Genomic DNA, 23,371 nt, shown 5'->3' on the forward strand with positions numbered 1-23,371 from the left:
CCTTTGGGTGGTTTCTTATATTTAGCCCTTTCCACTCAACCGCAAACCCACACACAATCTGGACAGCATAACTACCAGCACCACACCCCGACCCTCACCCAAACTGGTCTTGGTGGACAGCACCTAGCGGAGCGTTTAACGCAGTTAGCAACGGGACTTGGCAGACAAGTGAATGACCATAAGGCGATTAAAACCCAACTTGAGACTATTGCAGAAGAACAGCACACCAAAACCCATCAAACAACGCCATTCACGCTCATTGATAGTGCGGCTGATACCGGTTATGTCAGTGATGACCTACTCATTCACCGGTCAATGGGTGAAATGATAACCACTACTCAAGCGAACATGATGGTTAGTAGTGGCAATAGCCATAACCAAGTCAGCAGCGAGTCACTCAATATAATAGCCGATGGTAAATTTAGCATGACCAATGCCAAAGACAATATTACTCTCTCAGCGCATACAGGAAAACTGGAAGCTACAGCGAAGCAGGATGTCAATATCGCCTCCTCGACTAAGGAAGTTGAGATAGTAGCAACGAATAAGATTACGCTGACGGCAGGTGGTGCGAGCATCATTTTAGATGGTGGTGATATTACGATAACAGCGAAGCAGTTTACGGAGAAAGCTGGGAAGCATAGTAAGGCTGGGGGTGGGATAGATGGGCTTAGTTTGGCGGGGTTGCCGAGTAAATCGATAGAAACAGATGACAACTTAAGAATTGTATATGATGAAGGTTTCGTGATCGTTGATGAAGATACTCAAGAACCTATACCAAACTGTCACTATAAAATTACGAAACCTGATGGAAGTATTGAAACAGGGATTACAGATGATGAAGGCAGAACAAAAGTAATAGAAAGCTATGCAATTGAAGATCTTAAAATAGAGGTAAGATTCTAATGGCTGATAATTGGGAATTAATTGGACAGTCATCAACTAGTCCAAGAAGTAATACTAATAGAGCAGTAGTAAGTACGAAAGTACCAAAAACTGAGAATATTATATTTATTGGTTCTGAATTCGAATACAATAACTTTTGGCTAAAAAATATGTTTATCGCAGCTGCCTATCCTTTTATTAAAAATAGAAGAAAATTTAGAGCGTGTGATAAAGTGACTATTGCCTATGTTGATTATGGCTATACTCGTTTAGAAAAACTAGCTATTGAAGGGCTAAAAAACGAAATAGAATTTACTGATAATATAATTTTTGTCGCGTTGAAAACCAAATCAAAAATTATAGAGCTATTAAACGCGAATAGAGAAAACTACAAAATTAAAGACTTAGCTTTTTTTTGCCATGGGTTGAATGGAAAGATTACCTTGAATTATAGTGCCAGACCTAACATCGACCTAACTACTTCAGATATAAATTCTATTGGTAACACTAACTTTCTTAGTTCAGCTAAAGCTAGTTCGTATGCTTGTAGAACAGGAATGGCAGATAGTGTAACACTTAGGACTCAAGGATCGTTTGATGACATTAGCGAGGCAGATCCTGATAACAGTTTTGCTCAACTATTCGCAAATAGACACAATATCGATTTTTATGCATTTCATAAACGTACACTATATAGTAATATTTTGAACCCCAAAGACGATGCTGAAAAAATAGCTGAAGACCTCAAAAATAAGAGAAAAACAAATAGTATTGATGTCATTTCTATATTAGAAAATTATGAAGCATTAACACATCCAGAATTGGGTGAAGGTTATAAAAATATGTGGGGATGGATTCCTAGAGGGGCAGTATCAGAAGGAACAGTTGGATATTCATTATGGCGAAAAGGGGGTGGATTAAAAATACCAGTTGCTGCCAGCACTCCTACAGGATTACCTTCAATAATGACTAGATTCAGTCCTAAATAATATGATTAACAAAAAACCAAAGCTCACATTCCTTATATTTACGCTAATAATCTTATTAGTTTTTTCATATATTTATATGGTGAAGTCAATGAATGCATTTAACTATCAACAATTCGACGAGAAAGATTTTTTACTCATTCAGGCAGATTTAAAAAGAGAATATAGTCTCTATTTAAATAGCTTTGAAAAAGATAACAGCGTTCAAGTCACTTTTAATCTCTATAATATTTCACCGCCACATGGTTCCACTATAGAATTATACTCTCATAAAATATCTAGTTACATATATATTGGTCCTTATCAATCTACACTTTCATTTGTTGTAAAAGATGATTTATTCGAAGATAGTCTCGATTCGCTAACTATCTCAATAGTCGATTCAGAAAATAAATCCTCTTATACTATAGAGCAGGAAAAGGTTTTCAAATTTTGGCAAAAAGGAAAGGTTATTAATATTTGGTTTTTACCTTTTAGAAAAAGCGATGAAGAAACTAGTACAACTATAGGTTATACAGTTTCTTTAGATTAATTAGATCCTAGTGTTCACACTATGTCTTAGATTATTGTAGTGGCATAATTAAATCGGACCACGCTTAAGAGGTTATACTAACCCAAAAGAAGGAACATAGTATGACTAGCAACCGCAGAGAATATACCCGAGAATTCAAATTAGAAGCTATCAGCTTAGTCGTTGATCATAAGCGCAAAGTAGCAGAAGTGGCAGAGTCTTTAGGAATTGGTGCATCAACCCTAGATAACTGGGTACGCAAGTATAAAAAAGAGTAGCAAGGGGTTGCACCAGCTGCAGGTTTAGCCCTCACCGATGAGCAAAGAGAACTACAAGAGCTACGTAAACAAGTTAAACGACTCACTATGGAGCGCGACATTCTAAAAAAGGCTTCGGCTCTGCTAGCCTTGGACAGCCTGAACGTCTATCGCTGATCAGCAAGCTTGCAGAGCAAGACAAACGACTGAGCAAGCGTAAGCTATGCCACCTGTTTGGTGTCGTTAGAAGCAGCTACTACTATGGTATTAAGACTAAGCCTATTGATATAGAACGCGTCAAACTCAAAGCATTAATACGTCAGATATTCAATGACTCCAAGCAATCGGCTGGTGCTCGCACTATTGTCGCTATCTTATGGAATGAGCATAACATCAGGCTGACACGTTACCTAGCAGGTAGTCTTATGAAGAGTATGCACCTTAAAAGCTCTCAGGAAAAGACACACAAGTATAAGCATGCTGATCAGATGCATAAAACCCACGACAATATCCTAAAGCGCAATTTTAGTCCAAGCATGCCTAACCAAGTCTGGACGGGAGATGTGACCTATATCCGTATCAAGAGCGGCTGGTGTTATCTAGCTGTGGTGTTAGATCTGTTTGCCCGTCGTGTCGTGGGCTTTGCCGTATCAGACTCTCCTGACAGTATGCTGACTGCTAAAGCACTACAGATGGCATATCAGACGAGACTTAGACCCAGTAGGGTGCTGTTTCACTCGGATCAAGGCACGCATTACACTAGCAAGGCATTTGCTGAATCCGTGGCTAGTTGTGACGGCATGATTCAAAGCATGAGCAGAAAGGGTAATTGCTGGGACAACGCGCCAACTGAACGCTTCTTTAGAAGCTTTAAAACGGAATGGATGCCAAAGGGTGGTTATGAAGATATCTTTGAGGCTAAGAGTGCTATCACTGACTATATTTGGGGCTATTATCAAACTGTGAGACCCCATACTTTCAACAATTACTTAACACCATTAGAAACAGAGAGACGCTATTTTAACAAAAACCTCTTATCAGGTGTCCTAAATTAGTTGACCACTACACACTGGCAGGCAGCAGTGATTTAGATGAAAACTTAGCGGACAAAGACTTTGTTTGGAAGACCTATCAAAACGGTTTTAAAGTTCAAGGAACTAAAATCATAGCCGATGGCTCGCCGCAAGGTAAAACAGCTTATTTCAGTCAACCTTATTTGACGCCAGTGCCAGACTGCAAAAAAGACTGTCGCGGTTTGCCGAGTATCAGCCAAGATGCGCTCAATGAGATGTTTGCCAAGGCTTATAAGCACGATAACCAGTTGTTTATCCATAATAATGGCGATGGCGCGACAGATATGATTATTAAAGCCCACGAATATGCGGTTAAAAAGACGGGGCAAGCCGCTGATAAAGATCGCCGTACGGTGCCTATTCATGCTCAGTTTGCGCGCCCCGATCAGCTAGAAGCCTTTAAAAATATAAGATGCTACCGTCATTTTTTACCAATCATGCCTATTTTTGGGGTGATGTGCATGTGCAAAATTTAGGTAAAAAACGTGCTGATTTTTTAAGTCCGATAGCGACAGCGGATAAAATGGGGTTAAAATACACCAACCATTCTGACGATACCGTGACGCCTGTCGACCCGTTATTTACCGTTTGGTCAGCGGTTTATCGCACCTCGCGCTCAGGCAAGATTATCGGCGCCAATGAACGCGCAACCCCTTATCAAGCGCTCAAAGCCATCACGACCAATGCCGCTTATGAGTATTATGAGGAAAATAGTAAGGGTACCTTAACTAAAGGTAAGCTCGCTGATTTGGTTATATTAGATGCCAATCCGTTAACGGTAAATGCAGATAAACTTAAAGATATTCATGTGGTCACTACCATTAAAGAAGGTAAAATAATCTATCAGCGCCCGATAAAGTAAAACTATAATGACAGCATACTAAGAAAAAATTTAATGCTTTATAGTCAAATTCATATAAGCTTGACTATAAAGTTTTTTCTGTCTCTTTTATATCAATATTAGGATTCGTTTATGAGTAACACCGAGCAAATCACCTCCTCTGACAACACCCATTATCTACACCATACTTTTTTTGACCCAAGCGATAATACCACACCGATTACTGCTACCCTATTGATTGTGCATGGGATGGCCGAGCACAGCGGTCGTTATGCAGAGCTTGCGCAGTTTTTAGCAGATAACGGTATTGCGGTCGCCACTTACGATCAGCTGGGTCATGGGCAGACGGTCAAATCAGCCAATGATTTGGGTTTTTTTGCTGAAGAACATCCGGTGCAATCGTTATTAAAAGACGTTATTATCATGGCGGACAGCTTGAAAGCGCGCCATCCTAATGTGCCGCATTTCGTTATGGGTCATTCAATGGGCTCGTTTATCGTGCGCAATGTTCTCAAACATCACGCCCAGAACTTTACTGGTGCAATTTTAATGGGTACCGCTGATGCCAATCCATTGACCAAAGTGCTATTACCCATTAATAAAGTACTGGCAAAAGTAGCGCCCAAAAAGCCAAACCCAGTTTTCGCCAATGTGATGAATAAGGTACTCAATAGTAAACTTGATAATCGTATTTCTTCTTCAGAATTTGCTTGGCTTAATGAAGACCCTCAAGCTATCGAAGCTTATGAAGCCGATCCATTGACGGGTTTTGATTTTACCAACAATGGATTTTTAACCTTGTTTAGCTTAATGGAAGCGGGTCTTAATAAAAACTGGGCAATGACCATTGCCAAAGATTTTCCGATGTTACTGGTCAGTGGCGAGAACGATCCGATCGGCGATATGGGCAAAGGTATTCGCAAAATTGCCAGCCGTTTAGAAAAACAGAACTTTAGCAATATCACGCTACAGCTCTACCCGCACATGCGCCATGAGCCGATTCATGAACAAAATAAGCAGCAGGTTTATCAAGATATTGTAGACTGGATAAATAGCAATACTGCTGCCTAGTAACAAAATGCTTGATTAATTTAAACGACCACTTTTATTATCTTTTTTACCCTTCACCAACTTTAGGAATATTTATGACATTGCAACAAACCATCGAGCAAGCCTTTGAAAATCGTAACGATTATAGCCCAGCTACCATGCCACAAGACATACGCGACGCTATCAACGAAGTGCTTGAACAATTAGACAACGGTAGCTTGCGTGTTGCTGAGAAAAAAGATGGCGAATGGGTGGTCAATCAATGGGCTAAAAAAGCGGTATTATTATCATTTCGTTTAAACGATAACTATGTGCAGGCGGCGGGCGAACACGTGCAGTTTTATGACAAAGTGCCGACGAAGTTTGCTGACTGGACTCAAGAGCAGTTTAAAGCAGCTGGCGTACGCGTGGTACCACCAGCGGTTGCTCGTAAAGGCTCATACATCGCAGCTGGAGCAGTATTGATGCCATCGTACGTCAACATTGGCGCTTATGTCGACCAAGGCGCGATGGTAGATACGTGGGCGACGGTTGGTTCGTGCGCCCAAATCGGTAAAAACGTGCATCTATCAGGCGGCGTCGGTATCGGCGGTGTCTTAGAGCCGCTGCAAGCCAGTCCAACGATTATCGAAGACAATTGCTTTATCGGCGCGCGCTCTGAAATCGTTGAAGGCGTGATAGTAGAAGAAGGCTCAGTAATTTCTATGGGCGTGTTTATCGGGCAATCAACGCGCATTTATGACCGTGAAACGGGCGAGATTCATCGCGGCCGTGTACCAGCAGGCTCAGTCGTTGTACCCGGTAGCTTGCCATCAGAAGACGGTACGCACAGTTTGTACGCTGCTATCATCGTGAAGAAAGTCGATGCGCAAACCCGAGCCAAAACCTCGGTCAATGAGTTATTACGTTTGGCCTAGTGATGTAATTTTCCTAGAGCTTCCATAGATATCAGGCAATCAAAAAGATGTTGAAACCCAATTTCAGCATCTTTTTTAATGTTCAATATCAGTTTAAGTTTAACTTAATACAAGACATTACGTTATAATCCTTGCCTCGTTTGGGCGCTAGAAATATTAGCGCTAAACAAACTACTAAACCCTTTTTTATTTGGTCAATGCGCGCCGCATTATCAATCTTTATCTGTATTTGACATATTATGAGTGAGTTATCTTTACGCACCTCGGCAATTCCTGTCACTGATCCCGAAGCAGGGCTACGTTTGACCGAGATTTTTTATTCGCTGCAAGGTGAAGCGCTGACCTCAGGCTTGCCGACGATATTTGTGCGCCTGACTGGCTGCCCGTTGCGCTGCGTGTATTGTGATACCGAGTACGCTTTTAGTGGCGGTGAGCGGCAATCGCTAGAAGCCATTGTCGCGACCATCAAAAGCTATCCTTGTCAGCGTATTTGCTTGACTGGCGGCGAGCCGTTAGCGCAGCCAAACGCCGTTGAATTGATGCAACGTTTGTTAAATGACGGTTATGAGATTTCACTTGAAACCGCAGGGGCGCTGACGGTAAAAAATGTACCGCCTGCGGTCAGCAAAGTAATGGATCTGAAAACGCCAAGCTCAGGTGAAGTCGATAAGAATCTTTGGTCAAACCTCGACTATCTCACCCAGCACGACCAAATCAAATTTGTCATTATGAATCGCGCCGATTATGAGTGGGCAAAGGCAACACTGTTTGAGCATCAACTTGATAAATTGGTCGGTACGGTTTGGTTTTCACCGATGTTTACTGTCGCAGAAGAAGTCGCTGCTAGTGAAGCATTGAGCAGCCCCGATGTGCCAGTATTGGCACGCGAGCTGGCTGAATGGATGCTGGCAGACGCCATTCCCGTCCGCTTCCAATTACAACTGCATAAGATTATTTGGGCCGATGCTAAAGGTAAATAATCGCCTAATCTTGATGCGAATTGGACAAATCAATAGATCGGATAAATAAGCAATCCAAATTCCAAACTAAACATCCTCTGAATATAGTCAAGGGATTTTAGAATCGCTACAAGGCGACCGACCGCAGATAGTACATTGAATTGAGTACATCTAGGGCGGGTAACACCGTAGCGGTTTAAAAGTGCTCTGACTATAGCTAACCAGCCGACTGCAAGGACGCATACATGGTCAAATTGATTTTACTGGGCTTATTGGCGGGGGCGTTCTTTAGCTCGACATTTATTTTAAATGAGCTGATGAGTAATGCTGGCGGCCATTGGTTTTGGTCAGCGAGCCTACGCTATGTCTTTATGTGGCTGATTATCAGCGCCGTTATTATCCTGCAACATGGCGTTGGACGTATTCAAGCGCTTGCGAGCATTTTTCGTCAGCACTGGCGCTTTTGGTGTCTTACCGGCAGTATTGGCTTTGGGGTATTTTATACTGGTATTTGCTATGCAGGCGACCACGTGGCAGGCTGGGTCGTTGCTGCTACCTTTATGTTTACCGTCGTAACCAGTTTGCTCGTACTATTGGCATTTGGGCAAAGGTTTGATAAGAAATTTATTATTTATGCGTTTTTGGTGTTTATCGGGGTGGTATTGGTCAACGTCAGCGAAGGTTTACGCGCCTCTGCCCTTGCCGACATTGATAGCGCGCCGATGGCAGAAATGCTACTTTACGGTGCCCTACCTGCGCTAATTGCGGCTTTTAGTTACCCAATCGGCAATCAACTGGTCTGGCAAGTTTCCCATAACTCGCGCAAACACCATCCCCATAAAGATAAGGCTAAAACGCAACAAGCAAAAGAAGCAAATAAACCCAATCGCGAACAAAGTTATCACGAGAATGCTAACCAACCGCTTGTCTCAGAAGCTTTCGATTTGTCTGCTGTCATGTCTAGCACTTCGGATAACAACGCTACCTTAAAAACCCCCTCTAGCATCGAAGTCATACCCTCTTCGCCTTTACAAAACTTCATCGCCCGCATTCCAGTTATCGAGACGAGCTTATTACAAAATGCCTTTAATAAAGTCTGGCTAATGACCTTGGGTAGCTTTCCATTTTGGCTGGTTTTAGGCGCTTTTATCCAGCCTGAACCACCTGCAACCACCCAGTTATTTAATACCTTGCTAGTAGCATTACTGGCTGGAGTAGCGGCGACAAGCATATTTTTTTATGCGCGTGAGCAAGCGGTGACGTCAAGCGAAGTCGCAGGCGTTGACTCCACCCAAGCCAGCGAGGTAATCTTTGCTTTGATTGGTGGTATACTATTGTTGGATAATGCCATACCATCAGCAATGGGATTGGTCGGTATTGGGCTAATTATTCTAGGACTGATTTTATTTGCAAAAGACGGTTGAGGCTAAAATAAGTCATGATGAATCACTTTATTTTCCCCGATGTTTTGCTGTATTTATTAGATATGGTAGGCGTCATTGCTTGTGCCATTGCCGGCACTTTGCTGGCGCAGCATAAAGGCTTTGATATTGCGGGCTGTATTTTGGTTTCTATGGTCAATGCCATTGGCGGTGGTACATTGCGCGATATGGCGCTCGATCGTCATCCGCTATTTTGGATGACTGACCTCAACTATGTCATTGTCATTACTATTACCTCGCTTATTCTACAAATTTTCTTTCATCTGTATCATAAGATTGATAAAGCCCTCAAATTCTTTGACGCGATTGGTCTAGCGGCTTTTAGTGTCATTGGTTTTAAAGTGGCGTTGGCGCAAGATATATCGCCGGTTATTGCGGTTATGATGGGAGTTTGGACGGCGATTATCGGTGGTTTATTGCGTGATATTATCTGTAATGAAATACCACTGCTGCTACAGCGTGAGATTTATATCACCGCTAGTATTGCAGGATCCTTGAGCTATTTGGCGCTTGATTACTGGGGCGTTGATGCGGTTGCCAATGAATTTATGATGTTATTTATCATCTTTGCCGTGCGTATGCTGGCGCTTAAATTCGATTGGCACCTGCCCTCTATTCGTTTGGTCGATTAACTCTTCGTTTTACCGCTTAACCTCATGGGCAAAAAATACCAGTGCTTTGATATTGATGTTTTAATATAAGGGATTTAATGAGAAAAATGCATGCTCACCATCGCTTTAGATTCTGAATTGATGACTACTTTTGACCCGCGTTCACTCATTTATCTGTTTGATATGATTGGGATTGTCGCTTGTAGTATTTCGGGAACGATATTGGCCAAGCATAAGAACTTTGATGTCTTTGGCTGCTTATTGGTATCGATTGTGACTGCCATCGGCGGCGGTACGGTGCGCGATGTCATTTTGGATCGTCATCCACTGTTTTGGATGGTGGATATGAGTTATTTGACGCTTATTACTGTTTCGTCGTTAGTGATGCAAATATTCTTTCATCCCAACTCTAGGCGCGTTGATAAATTCCTCAAGCTCTCCGACACTATTGGCCTATCAGCTTTTACCTTAATCGGTATCAAGGTTGCTGATAGTATGGGTGCCAATGTGCCAGTGGCATTATTACTCGGGGTGATTACGATTATTGTCGGCGGTATCATCCGTGATATGATTTGTAATGAGATTCCGTTGGTGCTACAGCAAGAGATTTATATTAGTGCGTCTTTAACGGGCGGCATTCTTTATTTTGCCCTGCACAATCTTGGCGTAAGCGCTTGGATTGCCGATATCTCAGCAATGGCGACGATTTTTACTTTGCGGATGCTTGCCATTCGTTATGACTGGCAATTTCCAACCATTGAATGGAAATATTAAAGTATTCAAGCCTAGCAACTACTTGCTTTCCTCTACTGTCTCTTTTACCAGCGCCAAATCTTTGACCATCAACTGCAAGCTTTGTTTGCCATTCCACTCATTAATGTCTAGCTGGAATAATAAATGCACTTTTTCGGCGCGGTAATCCCAAGCACTACTATCAAAATTGAATTGGATAGCCTCAATCGGATATTGCACATCGGGATAACGTAGCGACAACTTAAGATGTTTGTCTTTTAATATCTTAAAGCTTAACACCTCAAATACGCCGTCAAATATCGGCGGCGCAAAGCCATGACCCCAAATGCTGGCATTGGCTAAGTGCTCCGCAAACCATAAGCTAAAGTCAGCCGCTTGCAATGGTCCATCGGTAAATTTCTGCTCGGCAAATACCTCATCATCCATCTGCGCCATCACTTCGTTAAATGCGGTCACAAAGCCATCAAAATGACGCCGTTTGATAGTTAAACCTGCTGCCATGGCATGACCACCAAAGTGGCTGATTAAATCAGGGTAACGTTCGGCCACTTGCTCAATCGCATCACGAATATGCACGCCTGCGATAGAGCGCGCCGAGCCTTTGATGGCATCGTCGTCACCCGTGCGTTCTGTATCCGCTGGCGCAAAAACGATACTGGGCAGATAGTGACTTTCTTTTAAACGACCAGCGACGATACCGATAACCCCTTGATGCCAATCGTCTTGATATAAAATGATGCTGCGGTTTTGATTATCAATAGCCGACTTTTCAGTTTTAGGCTGGATAAGAGTTTCATCGCTCTCGTCAGCATCCTTCTTAGCATTAGAGTCAGCAGTAGCTAACGCTTGCACAATGCTATCTGCTTGCGCGCGCATCTCACCTTCGACATGACGGCGCGTACGATTAAGCTGCTCAAGCTCTTGAGCCAAACGCTGGGCGGTACTCCAGTCATCGGTCAATAAGCATTCGATACCGATGCGCATATTATCCATGCGCCCCGCAGCATTGATACGCGGACCTAAAACAAAACCAAAATCTTGCGCCTGTAATTGTTTTGGGTCGCGACCTGCTTGTTCAAGCAGTGCCAATATCCCAAGCGAGCAGCGACCTTGGCGAATGGCGTTTAGACCGTGATGCACTAAAATACGATTGTTTTTATCAAGTACACCCACATCGGCAATCGTCCCAAGTGCGACCAAATCTAAATATTGGCTGACTTGCACGCTAGACTTGCCTGCTTCGCGGCGCAGTTTCGCCAAGCGTCCGAGCACATAAAACGCCACGCCGACGCCAACCAAGGCTTTACTACTAAAGTTGCAATCAAGCTGATTGGGATTGACCACTGCTTCGGCGGGCGGTGTTTCTTTGGTGATTAAGTGATGATCAGTAATAATGACAGTGATGCCATCAGCCTGCGCCCGCGCCACGCCGTCATGGCTTGAGATACCATTATCGACCGTCACAATCATGTCGGGCTTATAAGTTTTGATACCTAATTCAACAATCTCTGGCGTTAGACCATAGCCATATTTAAAACGGTCAGGGACTAAAAAATCAACCACCGCGCCCATCTTTGTTAGCGCGCGCATCATCAATGCGGTACTGGTTGCCCCATCGCAATCAAAATCACCGACGATTAAGATACGCTGACCTTCGTCGATGGCCACATCTAACAAACGCACCGCTTCGGTGACGCCATGCAGCATTTCAGCAGGTAATAAACCAGATAAGCCAGTCTCTAACTCATCAGGCGCAGTGATACCGCGACCGGCATAAAGCCTAGCAAGGGTAAAGGATTGGGCGGCAAGTGGTTGCAACGCGGCGGGCAACTCGTCGATGCGAGTGCAGGTATAACGGGGGGTTAAATTTAGCATGGTGCTATTCTACTGGCTTTGACACATAGCCACAATGGGAATTTTTAGCACTATCGTCTAGGTTTGGCGATTGCCCAATTATGCCTTATGGCGTAATTTATATGACATATCATGTAGGAAACACAAAGGCTATATATGGCGAATGTTTGAACGCTTGCTTGCCAACCTGCCCTTTATTTACAAAAACGGTGCAGAGAGCCTGCAATTTTCTGCATTTTGCTACAAAGCAATGATTGTATGGCGCTTATAAAGCCATAAAATGGTAAATATTCAAGTTGAGTTATGAGAAGATGACTTATTGGAAAATTATAAGATACTCATCATTTTTGCCATGTTTGCTTTTGTTATATTAATTACTTTCTATTTTTTAAACATTTTAAGGACGCGTTATGAAAACCACCCCAACCGCTGAAAAACTGCCTAATACCATCGATCCTAATCTAGACCTAGATAAAGTCAAAAAGGAGTGCGAAAAATTGGTCAAAAAACGCGCCAAACTTTCTGCTGGTGTTGCAATCGTACCTATTCCATTTTTTGACGTGGCAGTCGATGCCAGCATGCTAACCGTTCTGCTACCTGAAATCAGTGAGCGTTTTGGACTGATTGAAGGGCGTCAATCTGCCGTCGATTTAGAATCACGTGCCATCCATTGGCAAGCCTTAAAAGACCGTACGGTTGATTTTGCAGGTTTAATGGCGACACGTGGTATCGTGAAAAAGACCGTCCAAGGTTTCGGTGGTCGTATCGCTGCTAAGCAAGTGACTAAGTTCATTCCTTTAGGCGGACAAATGGTCGCCGCGACCATGGGCTATATGATTTTTAAAAAAATCGCCACCGACCATATCAATGAATGCTATAACTTGGCAAAAGACATTCAGCAAAAGCAACATGGTAAAAATGTCTAACAGCATGCCATTATTGTTTAAAGTTTAAGAAATTATTATTCGTAAAAAAAACCCAGCTAAGATTCTTAGCTGGGTTTTTTAATTTAAGGAACAGACTTTTCATACTTAACAAACCTAGTATTTTATATAAAAATACTAGCCGCCATTTTTGGCGATCCAATTTTGCATTTGCTCAATTTCAGCCTGCTGCGCGTCGATAACCGCTTGCGCCAGCTCACGCATTTCGGCATCTTTGCCATATTTTAGTTCTACTTCCGCCATATCAACGGCACCCTTATGATGCGGTAACATACCACGCGCAAAGGCCATATCAGGTTTAGGGTCCGCGATACCCGCCATCATCTCATCGTGCATAGCGTCCATCCCATCAGCGTAGGCTTGCTGCATGGCTTTGGTATCAGGCGTGGCTTCAGCTGCGTCAGGATGACTGGCCAGCCAGTTTTGCATTTGCTCAATCTCAGATTGCTGGGCGTCGATGATTTCTTGCGCCAGTTGACGCATCTCTTTATCCGTACCATATTTTAGCTGAATCTCCGCCATTTCAACCGCACCGACATGATGACCGAGCATCCCTTGCGCAAACGCGGCATCGGGATCGTTGTAATTCATCCCAATCATCATCGCATCGTGCATTTTTACCATCGAGTCATTGTACGCTTTGTGCGTCACCGACATGTGCTCAGTATCTGTGCTCATCGCTGCCATATCATGATTGGCGTGCGGGCTGGTCGCTGTGTTGGTTGCCGTGTCAGTGACGATTGCTTCTTCTGTAGCAGGCGCAGCGTTTTCATTTGCAGGCTGACAAGCACTGATAAGCAAGGCAGCACTGATACTAGCACTAAGCAATGCTAGGCGTGAATGGTTAATAATTTTCATGGTGTATCCTTTATTTAAATAAAGCATAAAAATGGCAAATTAAGAAAAATTTGCCGAAAAAAAATAGCTAAATGACTGCGTTAAATACAGCCATTTAACTACGAGCATTTATTAAAATATTTAGTGAATTCTTAACTTACCCTAGCGCTTTAAGAACTAAGATCTTTAACTTCTAGGGTTTTTAAGCCTCTAAGCTAATGTATTTCTTTAATTTATTTAAGCTCTTCGATCAGCTCTTGCATTTCGCCAATTTCGCGCTCTTGCGCCTCGATGATATCATCAGCAAGCTTACGCACTCTCGGGTCGTCGATATCGGCGCGGGTACTGGTCAAAATAGCAATCGAATGGTGCGGTATCATCGCCTGCATCCAGTCAACTTGATCAACGGTCGCTTGGGATCTGACGCCCCAAAGACCGACGGCAAACATCACGATGCTCAGCCCATAAATCATAAGATTGACTTTGGTTTTTTTGTACATATGGCTCATAAACGCCAACATGATGACCGACATAGCGGCGCCCATATACAGCGCCATATAAGCTCTGGTTTCGCTAAAATAAACGTGATCCCACTTGTAAGTATTAAAGTACATCATGATATACATGACGATGGTCGACGTTAAAATCATCAATGAAAATCTGACATACGGGTTCATTTTTTCTTCTTTAGAGTGCTGCATAAGGTAGTCTCCCGCTACGTTGTTTATATTATTTTTATTAATTTATATTACTTAGGCTATTTAAAGGCTAGCCAATTACTAAAAGGTTTTTATTGCATTTTATGAGCTTATAACTGCTGCTTAACAGACTCAACATCCGCGTATACTTGGTTTGTACTGTCTTTGTTTGCACGCATGGCTTTATAAAGCGCAAAATAACCTTGTTGATTTTTATCCAAAAATGATAGCAGTATCAGCCTGACAATGAGATGACGCTAAGATGACAATGTTGTCATCTTAGCCGTCTAGCATAGGCATAGCGCTGGCATTGCTCTATGATTGGAGGTTTGCAACTTGTATATGATGCAATCGCATAAAAATTATAAATAACGGGCATGAGTACGCTATGAAAATACTATTGGTGGAAGATGAGCTGTCACTTGGTGATTATATTAAAAAGGGTTTGAGTGAAGCGGGCTTTATCGTTGAGCATCAAACGACAGGACTTGGTGGCTATCATGCCTTGATGACCGAGGATTTTAATGTGGTCATCATGGATGTGATGTTGCCTGATGTGAGTGGTTTTGAGTTGGTGCGCAATTATCGGGCGGCGGGCAAACTGACGCCAGTGCTGTTTTTGACCGCGAAAGATGATTTAAGCGACCGCGTAAAGGGCATAGAAATCGGCGGCGATGATTATCTGACCAAACCTTTTGCCTTTGCTGAGTTATTGGTCAGAATCAAAAACCTATTGCGCCGCGTCAATCAAACCGATTACGCCAATACAGTGCTACAAATTGCCGATTTAAAAATGGATATTGCCAAACGTACTGTCACGCGCGGTGAGCAGCCTATTAAGCTAACCGCTAAAGAATTTGCGCTACTACAATTTTTTCTTGAGCGCCAAGGTGAGGTGCTACCACGCTCTGTGATTGCCTCGCAAGTCTGGGATATTAATTTTGATAGCGACACCAATGTGATTGATGTGGCGATACGGCGTTTGCGGATTAAAATCGATGACGATTTCGATACCAAACTGATTCATACGGTGCGCGGCATGGGTTATCGGCTAGATATAGATGATGATGCCAATGACAGCGCTGTTATCACTGCGGTTATTGAATAATATGACGCCGATTGCGACGGATGGTCGCTTATCTTTATTGTGGCGCACTATTCTGCTGTTAAGCTTGTGCGTCATCGTCACTCAGATATTTCTGTATGTCTGGATACAGCGCTCGGTTAATGAGCATTTTGAGCAAATGGATGCGGAGATTTTAACCCATGCGGCGTTTAATTTACGCCAGTATATGGATAGCAATAGCATAGTTGACACGAGTAACACTAAGAAAAAGCCACTTTCTCAGCAGACGCTCGCTTTACAGAACGCTAGTATCGACTATGAAGTCAAAACCGTGATTACCGATAATAACGGGCAAGTGCTTATCAGTGTGCCAACTGGTTTTATCAATCAGTCGAGTCATCATGGCGCGGTCAAAGCGTTGTGGCAAAAACATCACGAACAGCCGTTCGATCTAAAAATTAACGACCGCCATTATCGCGCTATTGTCATTCAGCACGCCAGCCGCTTAGCACTCATCGCCCTACCCGTCGATGTTCATCATCAGTATTTGGCGCAATTTAACCGTCAGCTGATTGTTATCTTAATCGCCATTACCTTTCTTTTAGTCTCTATCGCCGCTTTTAGTGTGCATTTAGGCTTTGCACCGCTTGCGACCATTCGGCAAAAAATGAGCCGTATCAATGCCGACCAGCTCGACGATAGAATTGTGATAGCGGATATGCCCAGTGAATTGCGAGCGCTTGCAGAATCCTATAATGCAATGATGGTTAAGCTCGCGCATAACTTTGAAACGTTGTCGCGCTTCTCAGACGATATCGCCCACGAGCTGCGCACGCCGCTTGCCACCCTCAGCACCCAAACCCAAGTCATGCTCAGCAAACCGCGAGCCAGCAATGAGTATATCGAGCAGCTGCATCATCAGCATGACACCTTAGCGCAACTATCGAGCCTCATTAACAACATGCTGCTACTGGCAAAAACGCAAAAAGGCTTGATTCATTCGCAGTTTAACCGCGTAGATAGCGATTTACTGCTGACTAAGATGATGGAGTATTATGAATGGATAGCCGAAGACCGCGCTATCACCTTTAAAAAAACAGGTGACTTTAAAACCATACTTGGCGATGCAAGCCTATTGCAAAGGTTGTTTGCTAACTTAATTGCCAATGCCGTTTATTATGCCGCCAGTGATAGTATTATTCATATTAATGGCAAAATTGTTACGGATAAGGTTGCAGAAAATAGGCAGGTTTTATCTTCATCAGGCATGCTAGCCTCATACCTGCAAATCTCCTTTACTAACCGTCTAACCGCCCCGATGACGCAAGCAGAGGTGGATAAATTATCAGAGCGTTTTTATCGCCATCATAAAACTCTATCAATGCATGCAGGGTCGGGCTTAGGTTTGTCAATTGTGCATGCGATTGTCAATGCCCACAATGGTAAAATAGCTATTACGGTAAAAGACGGCTATTACTTTGAGGTCAGTATCAAACTCCTTCTTGCTTAGCCACAAAAAAGCCCTGCCATTGCAGAGCTTCTTTTGCTTTTAATTGATTTTACTATTTTTACCTTTTAATGTACGGTGTTGGTTGGTAAGTTATCCGCATTGACAGGGCTATCAGGTTGATAGCTTGCATGTGAGGGTTTGGCAAAAGCAAACTTGACGACCTGCAATGCCACACAAACCGCACCAGTAATAAAGATCACGTCAGCAAAGGTACGAATCCAGCGCAGTGTTACTAAGAAATCTTGTTGTAAGAAGCCTTCACTACGTGCGTACCATAGACCTTCGGTCATTGACGCGTGCGCTTGGAAAATACCAATCGGTAATAAGCTAGTGACAATCATCAATACCAAGCCTGCATTTAGCGCCCAAAATCCTGTTTTGATAAGATTTTCACTAAACACATAATCAGGACGGATATAGCGCATGACCAGTAATACAAAGCCGATTGCTAAGAATCCATAGACCCCAAACAGTGCAGCATGGGAGTGAGTGGCGGTAGTATTTAACCCTTGTAAATAGAACAATGAGACTGGTGGGTTAATCATAAAGCCGAACACCCCTGCACCTAACATATTCCAGAACGCGACCGCAACGAAACACATGATAGGCCATTTAAGCTTATTCATCCATGGCGCTTGACGCTGCATAGACCAATGCTCATAACCTTCATAGCCTAGCACTACTAAAGGTACCACTTCTAAAGCACTAAATGACGCGCCGATTGCCATGACTGGTGTGGTTGTACCAGAGAAATATAAATGGTGGAACGTACCTGGGACACCGCCAAGCATAAATAGGGCTGCTGAAGCGATGGCAGAACCGGTGGCGATTTTTTTGTTGACCAAGCCTAAGTTGTAGAAAATGAATGCGAGTGAGACGGTGGCGAATACTTCAAAGAAGCCTTCTACCCATAAATGTACCACCCACCAGCGCCAGTATTCCATGATGGTTAAGTGGGTACGCTCGCCGTAGAACAAGCCTGCACCGTAGAATAAGCCGACGCAAACGACCGATGCAAAGAAGATCGCTAATAAATTTTTATCACCGCCCTCTTTTCTTCTAAGCGCTGGTAAACAGCCACGGGTCATCAATACTAACCAGAATAAGATACCAACCCATTTTAAAATCTGCCAGAAGCGACCAAGGTCAATGAATTCATAGCCTTGATGACCAAACCAGAAGTTGTATTTTGCAGGCATAATACCGGCAATCGCAAAGTACTGACTAACAAAAGAGCCTACAACCACGAGTATTAATGCCACCCAAAGGATGTCTACGCCCAATTTTTGGTATTTAGGATCTTTACCGCCATTGATAAGTGGCGTTAAGTACAAGCCTGCCATCAAGAAAGCGGTGGCAATCCAAAATAGTGCTGCCTGAATATGCCACGTACGTACTAAGGAGTACGGGAAGTAATCGGATACAGCGATACCATAAAACTCTTGCCCTTCAACGGTATAGTGCGCGACGAAACCGCCGATAAATACTTGGAATACGAATAGAGCAACGACTAGTACACCGTATTTTGCCAAGGCTTTTTGTGACGGTGTTAACGCCACTTTGGTTAATGGATCAGAACTTGCCGTTGCTTCTTTGACGTCTTCTTCTTTACGTAAGAACGACCAGCCCCAAATAAGAAAACCAACCCCAGCGATTAAGAACACCACACTGGCGATAGACCACATGATATTTTCAGAGGTTGGGACGTTATCAATTAAAGGCTCATGCGGCCAGTTATTGGTATATGTCGCAGCAGTACCCGGACGGTTGGTAGACGCAACCCAAGTGGTCCAAAAGAAAAAGTTGGTGAGTTTTTGTCTGTCTTCAATATCTGCCAAAGTATTGTTTTTCATGGCAAAATTTTCACGCGACTTTTGCAATGAAGGCTCATTACCGTAGAGACCGATATAGTAAGGCGCGACTTCATTAATAGCGGCGATACGCGTATCTGACAGTACCACTTGATTGTTAGCATTGGTATTGCTGCCACGATATTCTTTTTTCAGTTGCGCGCTAAGTACCGCTTTTTGATCATTCGTTGCCGCGGCAAAATTATGTCCATATAACTCTTGCGCCCGGATATCTAACCACGCCACAAGCTCTCTGTGTAACCAATCTGCGGTCCAGTCAGGCGCTTGATAGGCACCATGTCCAAGTATCGAGCCAAGCTGCTGTCCTCCCGTGCGCTGCCAAGCAGATTGACCATCTAAAATATCTTCTTCTGTGATTAATGCCTTTCCGCTGCTATCAATATACTGATCAGGGATAGGAGGTGCGGTGCGATAGACTTCCACGCCGCCCCAACCTAAAAAGGTAAAGGTAATGACGAGGACGGCGATTAAGCCCCACCAATACTTTTTATATTCGCCCATATCTTGCTCCTACTGGCTAGATAGATAAACTGAACGCTTAACATTCATTTTAAATGAATTTTTATAAGCGCAATTATAATTCCATAAATGATTAATACCGCTGCCTGTTACGATAAATCTATCAATCATCTGGTGAATATTAAGCCTGCTGCCTGAGTGATACTTTAGTCTTGGGATTAAGAATAAAGCACAATAAAAGCTGGGATTAAAGGCTTAAATCTTTGATGACATTAGAGTTAATGAATAGATTTTATCGCTTCATGCGCTAAACCTATTTGATGTATATTTACATCTAGCATCAAATTGGAAACATTTTAACATTCATTTAATATGAATGTTAAGAGTTATTTTTGCTTATTCTTATGTTTCTTATAAACTCCTCGGTTCACTTTTATCAAATCACGAGTGAAGTCCTTCATTTATAACCAAATTTAGAGAGAGAAACTCGAGTAGCAAGTTACTTATACCTAATGCAAAAACATAAAAAAACCAGATAAATGAAGTTATCTGGTCTTTTATTAGGAATACTTATTAATTACTCAGACGATTTAATAGTAGCTGATGACTGCGCTCAATCACCGGCGCATCGACCATATTACCGTCCACTTTAAAGATGGCTTGCCCACTGCGTTCGTATTCTGCGACTACTCGCTGCGCAAATTCAATCTCACTCTCAGTTGGTTGCAGGGCTTCTTTAACAATATCGACTTGCTTAGGATGGATACAAAGCATGCCCGACATACCCATCTGTGACCATAGCTGCACACGCTTGTGCAGTCCCGCGCTGTCATCAAAGTCCGCATACACGCTATCAATCGGTGCGAGCAGTTGATGGACTTTTGAGGTTAAAATAAGCTGATAACGAATTTGATTGGCGATGATATCGGCTGATGCTGTGCCCACCTGTACCTGTAAATCATTGCATAGGTCTAAAAAGCCGTAGCTAAATGCTACCATACCGTGCGCTTCTGCTATCTCATCGGCACGATATAAACCAATAGCATTTTCTATCACTGCAATCACCGGCAGACCCGTTTCTTGGTTAACTTTCTCTATATCTGCTGCCTGCTCCGCTTTTGCTAATAGTACGCCTGCCAGCTTAGGCAGCTGCTGACATAGCGCTAAGTCTTTGGCAAATTCAGCACTACTCGCTTGATTGATACGTAGCCAAAACGGGCGATAGCTTTGCGCCTCATGCTCAGCAGCATAGTAGGCTTTTAATGCTGCGCGAGCTTGGGCTTTGTCTGCTTGCGCAACCGCATCTTCTAAATCAACAATCACTGCATCTGCCCCGCTAGCAAAGGCTTTTTCTACCCGATCTATGCGCGTTGCTGGCACAAACAACCACGTCTTAGTATCAGCAAGTGATTTGATAACAGCTCGGTAAATTGGCGATTCGATATTGGTATCGATACTCGTATTTTTATGGGCAGATGGATTGCTAGAAGGTAACATGCTCGATTCCTAGAGGTAGATATTCATCATATAAACACTTAACGTTATTGTGCCACGACAAAAGCGCTTGTCATAGCCTAATAACGCTAGTTGGTTATAACGCTGGATATTAAGATTCCTCTGGTTTATCAAATAACTTTTCGATAGGTTTACTATGGATTTTCGAGCTGTTAAACATCGATTTATTGCCAGTATCGCCTTCTGTCCAAAAGTTGATATTAAACTGAGCATCATCGCTTAACTCTACGCGGTGCCAATATTGCGGTGGACTGACCGCAAACTGTCCGGCGTTGATAACGACTGTTTTTTCTGGCTCAGTGGCCGCTTCGTCAGCGAAACCATAAAAAGTCACCGTACCTTGCATGACGCAGATTTGGCCGTAAACGCCCTCAGCCGTATTGTGATGGGTCAATAAAGCATTGGGTACTTTATCTTTGGTGAAGAAGTGTGTCGAACGTTTGATTTTCCAATGGCTTGGAATGACGGGATTAGGATTGGTTTGGGTATCAGAACTCATGATAACTCCTTAGCTGGTTTGCTGAGTATAGATTTTTATCTCAATCTGCCTTAAAACCAATATGCAGTTAAGTGCGCAATTGAGAATAATTATCATTAATATAAAATAGCACCTTTTAAAAGCTTTTACTAGCTTTGTATGTTTTGACTATCTATAAAAATGTAACACCTTAAATGCGATCGCCGCCCCATTAACGGTCGCCCTGTCCATAAGTAGTATACAAACTACGCCCTATACTGCTTTCGCTCAATGGTGATGCTGCCCCATTATTGCTATTTTGTATCCATTACCAGCATCAGAATTTATAATGGGGACATTATTATGCATGCCAAAGAATTACTTGAGCTTGAGCGCCGTGATATCAGGGCGCTGCACTATACGTGGATTGCTTTTTTCCTCACCTTTTATGTCTGGTTTAATATGGCACCGCTGGCAACATCGATGCTACAGACAGAAAGCTATCTGACCCCTGACCACATCAAATTATTTTTAATCGCCAACGTCGCGCTAACGATTCCTGGGCGGGTTATCGTCGGCATGGCATTGGACCGTTTTGGTCCGCGGCGTGTGTTTTCTATCCTGATGGTCGTGATGGCGATACCGACGTGGTTTTTTGCGTTTGGTAACTCGGCAACCCAGCTATTCGTCTCGCGCTTATTTATGTCGATCGTCGGAGCCGGTTTCGTCGTCGGTATTCATATGACCACTTTATGGTTTAAGCCAAAAGACATCGGTTTTGCCGAAGGTTTTTATGCTGGCTGGGGCAACTTTGGTTCAGCGGCGGCGGCGATTACCATTCCAACCGTTGCTTTGCAGTTCTTTGGCGGCGACGATGGCTGGCGCTGGGCAATTGCGCTATCAGGTTTGTTAATGGCCTTATACGGCGTGGCCTATTGGTTTTTGATTACCGATGGGCCAGAAGTTGGTACGCATAAAAAATCTCGCAAAGCGGGCGCGTTAGAAGTATCGACGTGGAAGGATTTGTGGTTATATTGCTTATTTATCATTCCTTTATACGGCGTCTTATCGCTGCTGGTGTATCGTACCCAAGCGATGGGGTTTTTAAGTGCCACTGGCGGTATTATTTGTTATAGCGTCATTATAGTGATGGTCATTTACCAAATCTATAAAGCCATTAGCGTTAACGTACCTGTGATTAAAGCCGGTATTCCAGAAGATGATAAATACCCCTTTAAATCGGTAGCGGCGCTAAACGTCAGCTATTTTGCTAACTTTGGTGCAGAACTGGCGGTGGTTTCTATGCTGCCGATGTTCTTTGCCGCAACTTGGAAACTTGATCCAACGGCGGCTGGTTTGATTGCCTCTACCTTTGCCTTTGTTAACTTATGGGCGCGGCCACTTGGCGGCTATATCTCTGACAAAATCGGTAATCGCCGTTTGGTGATGTTGGTTTATATGTTTGGTATCGGCATTGGTTTTGTGCTGATGGGCGTGCTTAATGCCGAGTGGCCGTTATTTATCGCCGTGGTGTTTACCATTTTGTGCTCGGTATTTGTACAAGGAGCCGAAGGCGCGACCTTTGGTATCATTCCCTCGATTAAACGTCGTCTGACCGGTCAGATATCAGGTATGGCAGGCGCTTATGGGAACGTGGGCGCGGTATTTTACTTATTCATTTATACCTTTGTAGAGCCCAATCAGTTCTTTTATATCATTGCAGTTGGCGCATTTGTCGCATGGATTGTGTGTTATTTCTGGTTGGCAGAGCCCGAAGACGCCTTTGGTGATGAATATAAAATGTCCTCTGTCGATCGTCAGATTGCCGCAGAACAAGGCTAATTAACCCCAATTCGGGATAAGCGCTCAAAAAAA

General features: G+C 43.3%; 23 protein-coding genes. 17 read left to right on the forward strand and 6 right to left on the reverse strand.

What is annotated here, in order from left to right; translation table 11 throughout:
* Positions 1 to 3 precede the first annotated feature (3 nt).
* From IQ457_RS08995 to IQ457_RS09050, 13 genes are all read left to right on the forward strand, one after another.
* On the forward strand, positions 4 to 906 hold the full coding sequence (locus tag IQ457_RS08995; RefSeq protein ID WP_200662897.1) for a DUF2345 domain-containing protein: 903 nt from the start codon (positions 4 to 6) through the stop codon (positions 904 to 906).
* Complete coding sequence (locus IQ457_RS09000) at positions 906 to 1,874, forward strand: hypothetical protein (RefSeq protein WP_200662898.1); 969 nt, start codon at positions 906 to 908, stop codon at positions 1,872 to 1,874. Before IQ457_RS08995 ends, IQ457_RS09000 begins: the two co-directional genes overlap by 1 nt.
* Before the next feature lie 88 nt (positions 1,875 to 1,962).
* Positions 1,963 to 2,403, forward strand: coding sequence for a hypothetical protein (locus tag IQ457_RS09005; protein ID WP_200662899.1), 441 nt, complete (start codon positions 1,963 to 1,965; stop codon positions 2,401 to 2,403).
* A 101-nt stretch (positions 2,404 to 2,504) separates the two neighbouring features.
* Positions 2,505 to 2,660 carry a transposase gene (locus IQ457_RS09010; RefSeq protein ID WP_200662900.1) on the forward strand — a complete coding sequence of 52 codons (156 nt, stop codon included), beginning with the start codon at positions 2,505 to 2,507 and terminating at the stop codon, positions 2,658 to 2,660.
* A 155-nt stretch (positions 2,661 to 2,815) separates the two neighbouring features.
* Positions 2,816 to 3,694 carry an IS3 family transposase gene (locus tag IQ457_RS09015; protein ID WP_227679700.1) on the forward strand — a complete coding sequence of 293 codons (879 nt, stop codon included), beginning with the start codon at positions 2,816 to 2,818 and terminating at the stop codon, positions 3,692 to 3,694.
* Between the two features lie 14 nt (positions 3,695 to 3,708).
* Entirely contained in the window at positions 3,709 to 4,188 is a 480-nt protein-coding gene (locus tag IQ457_RS13655; protein ID WP_274600270.1) for an amidohydrolase family protein, read from the forward strand.
* Positions 4,176 to 4,574, forward strand: a complete 399-nt coding sequence (locus tag IQ457_RS13660; protein WP_342343312.1) for an amidohydrolase family protein — start codon at positions 4,176 to 4,178, stop codon at positions 4,572 to 4,574. Before IQ457_RS13655 ends, IQ457_RS13660 begins: the two co-directional genes overlap by 13 nt.
* Before the next feature lie 111 nt (positions 4,575 to 4,685).
* On the forward strand, positions 4,686 to 5,624 hold the full coding sequence (locus tag IQ457_RS09025) for an alpha/beta hydrolase (RefSeq protein ID WP_144297162.1): 939 nt from the start codon (positions 4,686 to 4,688) through the stop codon (positions 5,622 to 5,624).
* Positions 5,625 to 5,698: 74 nt separating this feature from the next.
* The gene (gene dapD / locus IQ457_RS09030; RefSeq protein ID WP_200662901.1) at positions 5,699 to 6,520 is read left to right on the forward strand and encodes a 2,3,4,5-tetrahydropyridine-2,6-dicarboxylate N-succinyltransferase; all 822 of its coding nucleotides are present in this window, start codon (positions 5,699 to 5,701) and stop codon (positions 6,518 to 6,520) included.
* A gap of 239 nt (positions 6,521 to 6,759) precedes the next feature.
* The gene (gene queE, locus IQ457_RS09035) at positions 6,760 to 7,500 is read left to right on the forward strand and encodes a 7-carboxy-7-deazaguanine synthase QueE (RefSeq protein WP_200662902.1); all 741 of its coding nucleotides are present in this window, start codon (positions 6,760 to 6,762) and stop codon (positions 7,498 to 7,500) included.
* A 224-nt stretch (positions 7,501 to 7,724) separates the two neighbouring features.
* Entirely contained in the window at positions 7,725 to 8,903 is a 1,179-nt protein-coding gene (locus tag IQ457_RS09040; RefSeq protein WP_200662903.1) for a multidrug resistance efflux transporter family protein, read from the forward strand.
* A gap of 14 nt (positions 8,904 to 8,917) precedes the next feature.
* Positions 8,918 to 9,553: a trimeric intracellular cation channel family protein gene (locus tag IQ457_RS09045; protein WP_144297166.1), complete on the forward strand. Its 636-nt coding sequence runs from the start codon at positions 8,918 to 8,920 to the stop codon at positions 9,551 to 9,553.
* A gap of 90 nt (positions 9,554 to 9,643) precedes the next feature.
* A complete protein-coding gene (locus IQ457_RS09050; RefSeq protein WP_144297167.1) occupies positions 9,644 to 10,306 on the forward strand; it encodes a trimeric intracellular cation channel family protein in 663 nt (220 codons plus the stop codon).
* Positions 10,307 to 10,324: 18 nt separating this feature from the next.
* On the opposite strand, the gene recJ is transcribed toward IQ457_RS09050, so the two are convergent.
* Entirely contained in the window at positions 10,325 to 12,160 is a 1,836-nt protein-coding gene (recJ, locus tag IQ457_RS09055) for a single-stranded-DNA-specific exonuclease RecJ (protein ID WP_200662904.1), read from the reverse strand.
* Positions 12,161 to 12,549: 389 nt separating this feature from the next.
* Here recJ and IQ457_RS09060 point away from each other — a divergent pair, with 389 nt between their 5' ends.
* Entirely contained in the window at positions 12,550 to 13,065 is a 516-nt protein-coding gene (locus IQ457_RS09060; protein ID WP_200662905.1) for a hypothetical protein, read from the forward strand.
* 135 nt (positions 13,066 to 13,200) lie between these two features.
* Here the strand turns inward: IQ457_RS09060 and copM are convergent, their stop codons facing one another.
* Both copM and IQ457_RS09070 read right to left on the reverse strand, forming a co-directional pair.
* The gene (gene copM / locus IQ457_RS09065; protein WP_200662906.1) at positions 13,201 to 13,941 is read right to left on the reverse strand and encodes a CopM family metallochaperone; all 741 of its coding nucleotides are present in this window, start codon (positions 13,939 to 13,941) and stop codon (positions 13,201 to 13,203) included.
* Between the two features lie 212 nt (positions 13,942 to 14,153).
* Positions 14,154 to 14,621, reverse strand: a complete 468-nt coding sequence (locus tag IQ457_RS09070) for a DUF305 domain-containing protein (RefSeq protein WP_242465398.1) — start codon at positions 14,619 to 14,621, stop codon at positions 14,154 to 14,156.
* A 385-nt stretch (positions 14,622 to 15,006) separates the two neighbouring features.
* Here IQ457_RS09070 and IQ457_RS09075 point away from each other — a divergent pair, with 385 nt between their 5' ends.
* Together IQ457_RS09075 and IQ457_RS09080 are read left to right on the forward strand one after the other, a co-directional pair.
* Positions 15,007 to 15,726 carry a heavy metal response regulator transcription factor gene (locus tag IQ457_RS09075; RefSeq protein ID WP_200662907.1) on the forward strand — a complete coding sequence of 240 codons (720 nt, stop codon included), beginning with the start codon at positions 15,007 to 15,009 and terminating at the stop codon, positions 15,724 to 15,726.
* Between the two features lies 1 nt (position 15,727).
* Positions 15,728 to 17,194, forward strand: a complete 1,467-nt coding sequence (locus IQ457_RS09080; RefSeq protein WP_200662914.1) for an ATP-binding protein — start codon at positions 15,728 to 15,730, stop codon at positions 17,192 to 17,194.
* A gap of 65 nt (positions 17,195 to 17,259) precedes the next feature.
* Here IQ457_RS09080 and IQ457_RS09085 read toward each other — a convergent pair whose 3' ends face one another.
* From IQ457_RS09085 to IQ457_RS09095, 3 genes are all read right to left on the reverse strand, one after another.
* Positions 17,260 to 19,566 (reverse strand): nitric-oxide reductase large subunit, encoded by a 2,307-nt coding sequence (locus IQ457_RS09085; RefSeq protein ID WP_200662908.1) that lies wholly within the window; start codon positions 19,564 to 19,566, stop codon positions 17,260 to 17,262.
* Between the two features lie 531 nt (positions 19,567 to 20,097).
* Positions 20,098 to 21,021, reverse strand: coding sequence for an HpcH/HpaI aldolase/citrate lyase family protein (locus IQ457_RS09090; protein WP_207161728.1), 924 nt, complete (start codon positions 21,019 to 21,021; stop codon positions 20,098 to 20,100).
* A 109-nt stretch (positions 21,022 to 21,130) separates the two neighbouring features.
* The gene (locus IQ457_RS09095) at positions 21,131 to 21,538 is read right to left on the reverse strand and encodes a DUF1971 domain-containing protein (RefSeq protein WP_144297173.1); all 408 of its coding nucleotides are present in this window, start codon (positions 21,536 to 21,538) and stop codon (positions 21,131 to 21,133) included.
* 321 nt (positions 21,539 to 21,859) lie between these two features.
* Here IQ457_RS09095 and IQ457_RS09100 point away from each other — a divergent pair, with 321 nt between their 5' ends.
* Complete coding sequence (locus IQ457_RS09100; RefSeq protein WP_191690535.1) at positions 21,860 to 23,338, forward strand: MFS transporter; 1,479 nt, start codon at positions 21,860 to 21,862, stop codon at positions 23,336 to 23,338.
* Positions 23,339 to 23,371 lie beyond the last annotated feature (33 nt).

This window comes from Psychrobacter sp. M9-54-1, assembly GCF_016613355.1.
GTDB lineage: Bacteria > Pseudomonadota > Gammaproteobacteria > Pseudomonadales > Moraxellaceae > Psychrobacter > Psychrobacter faecalis.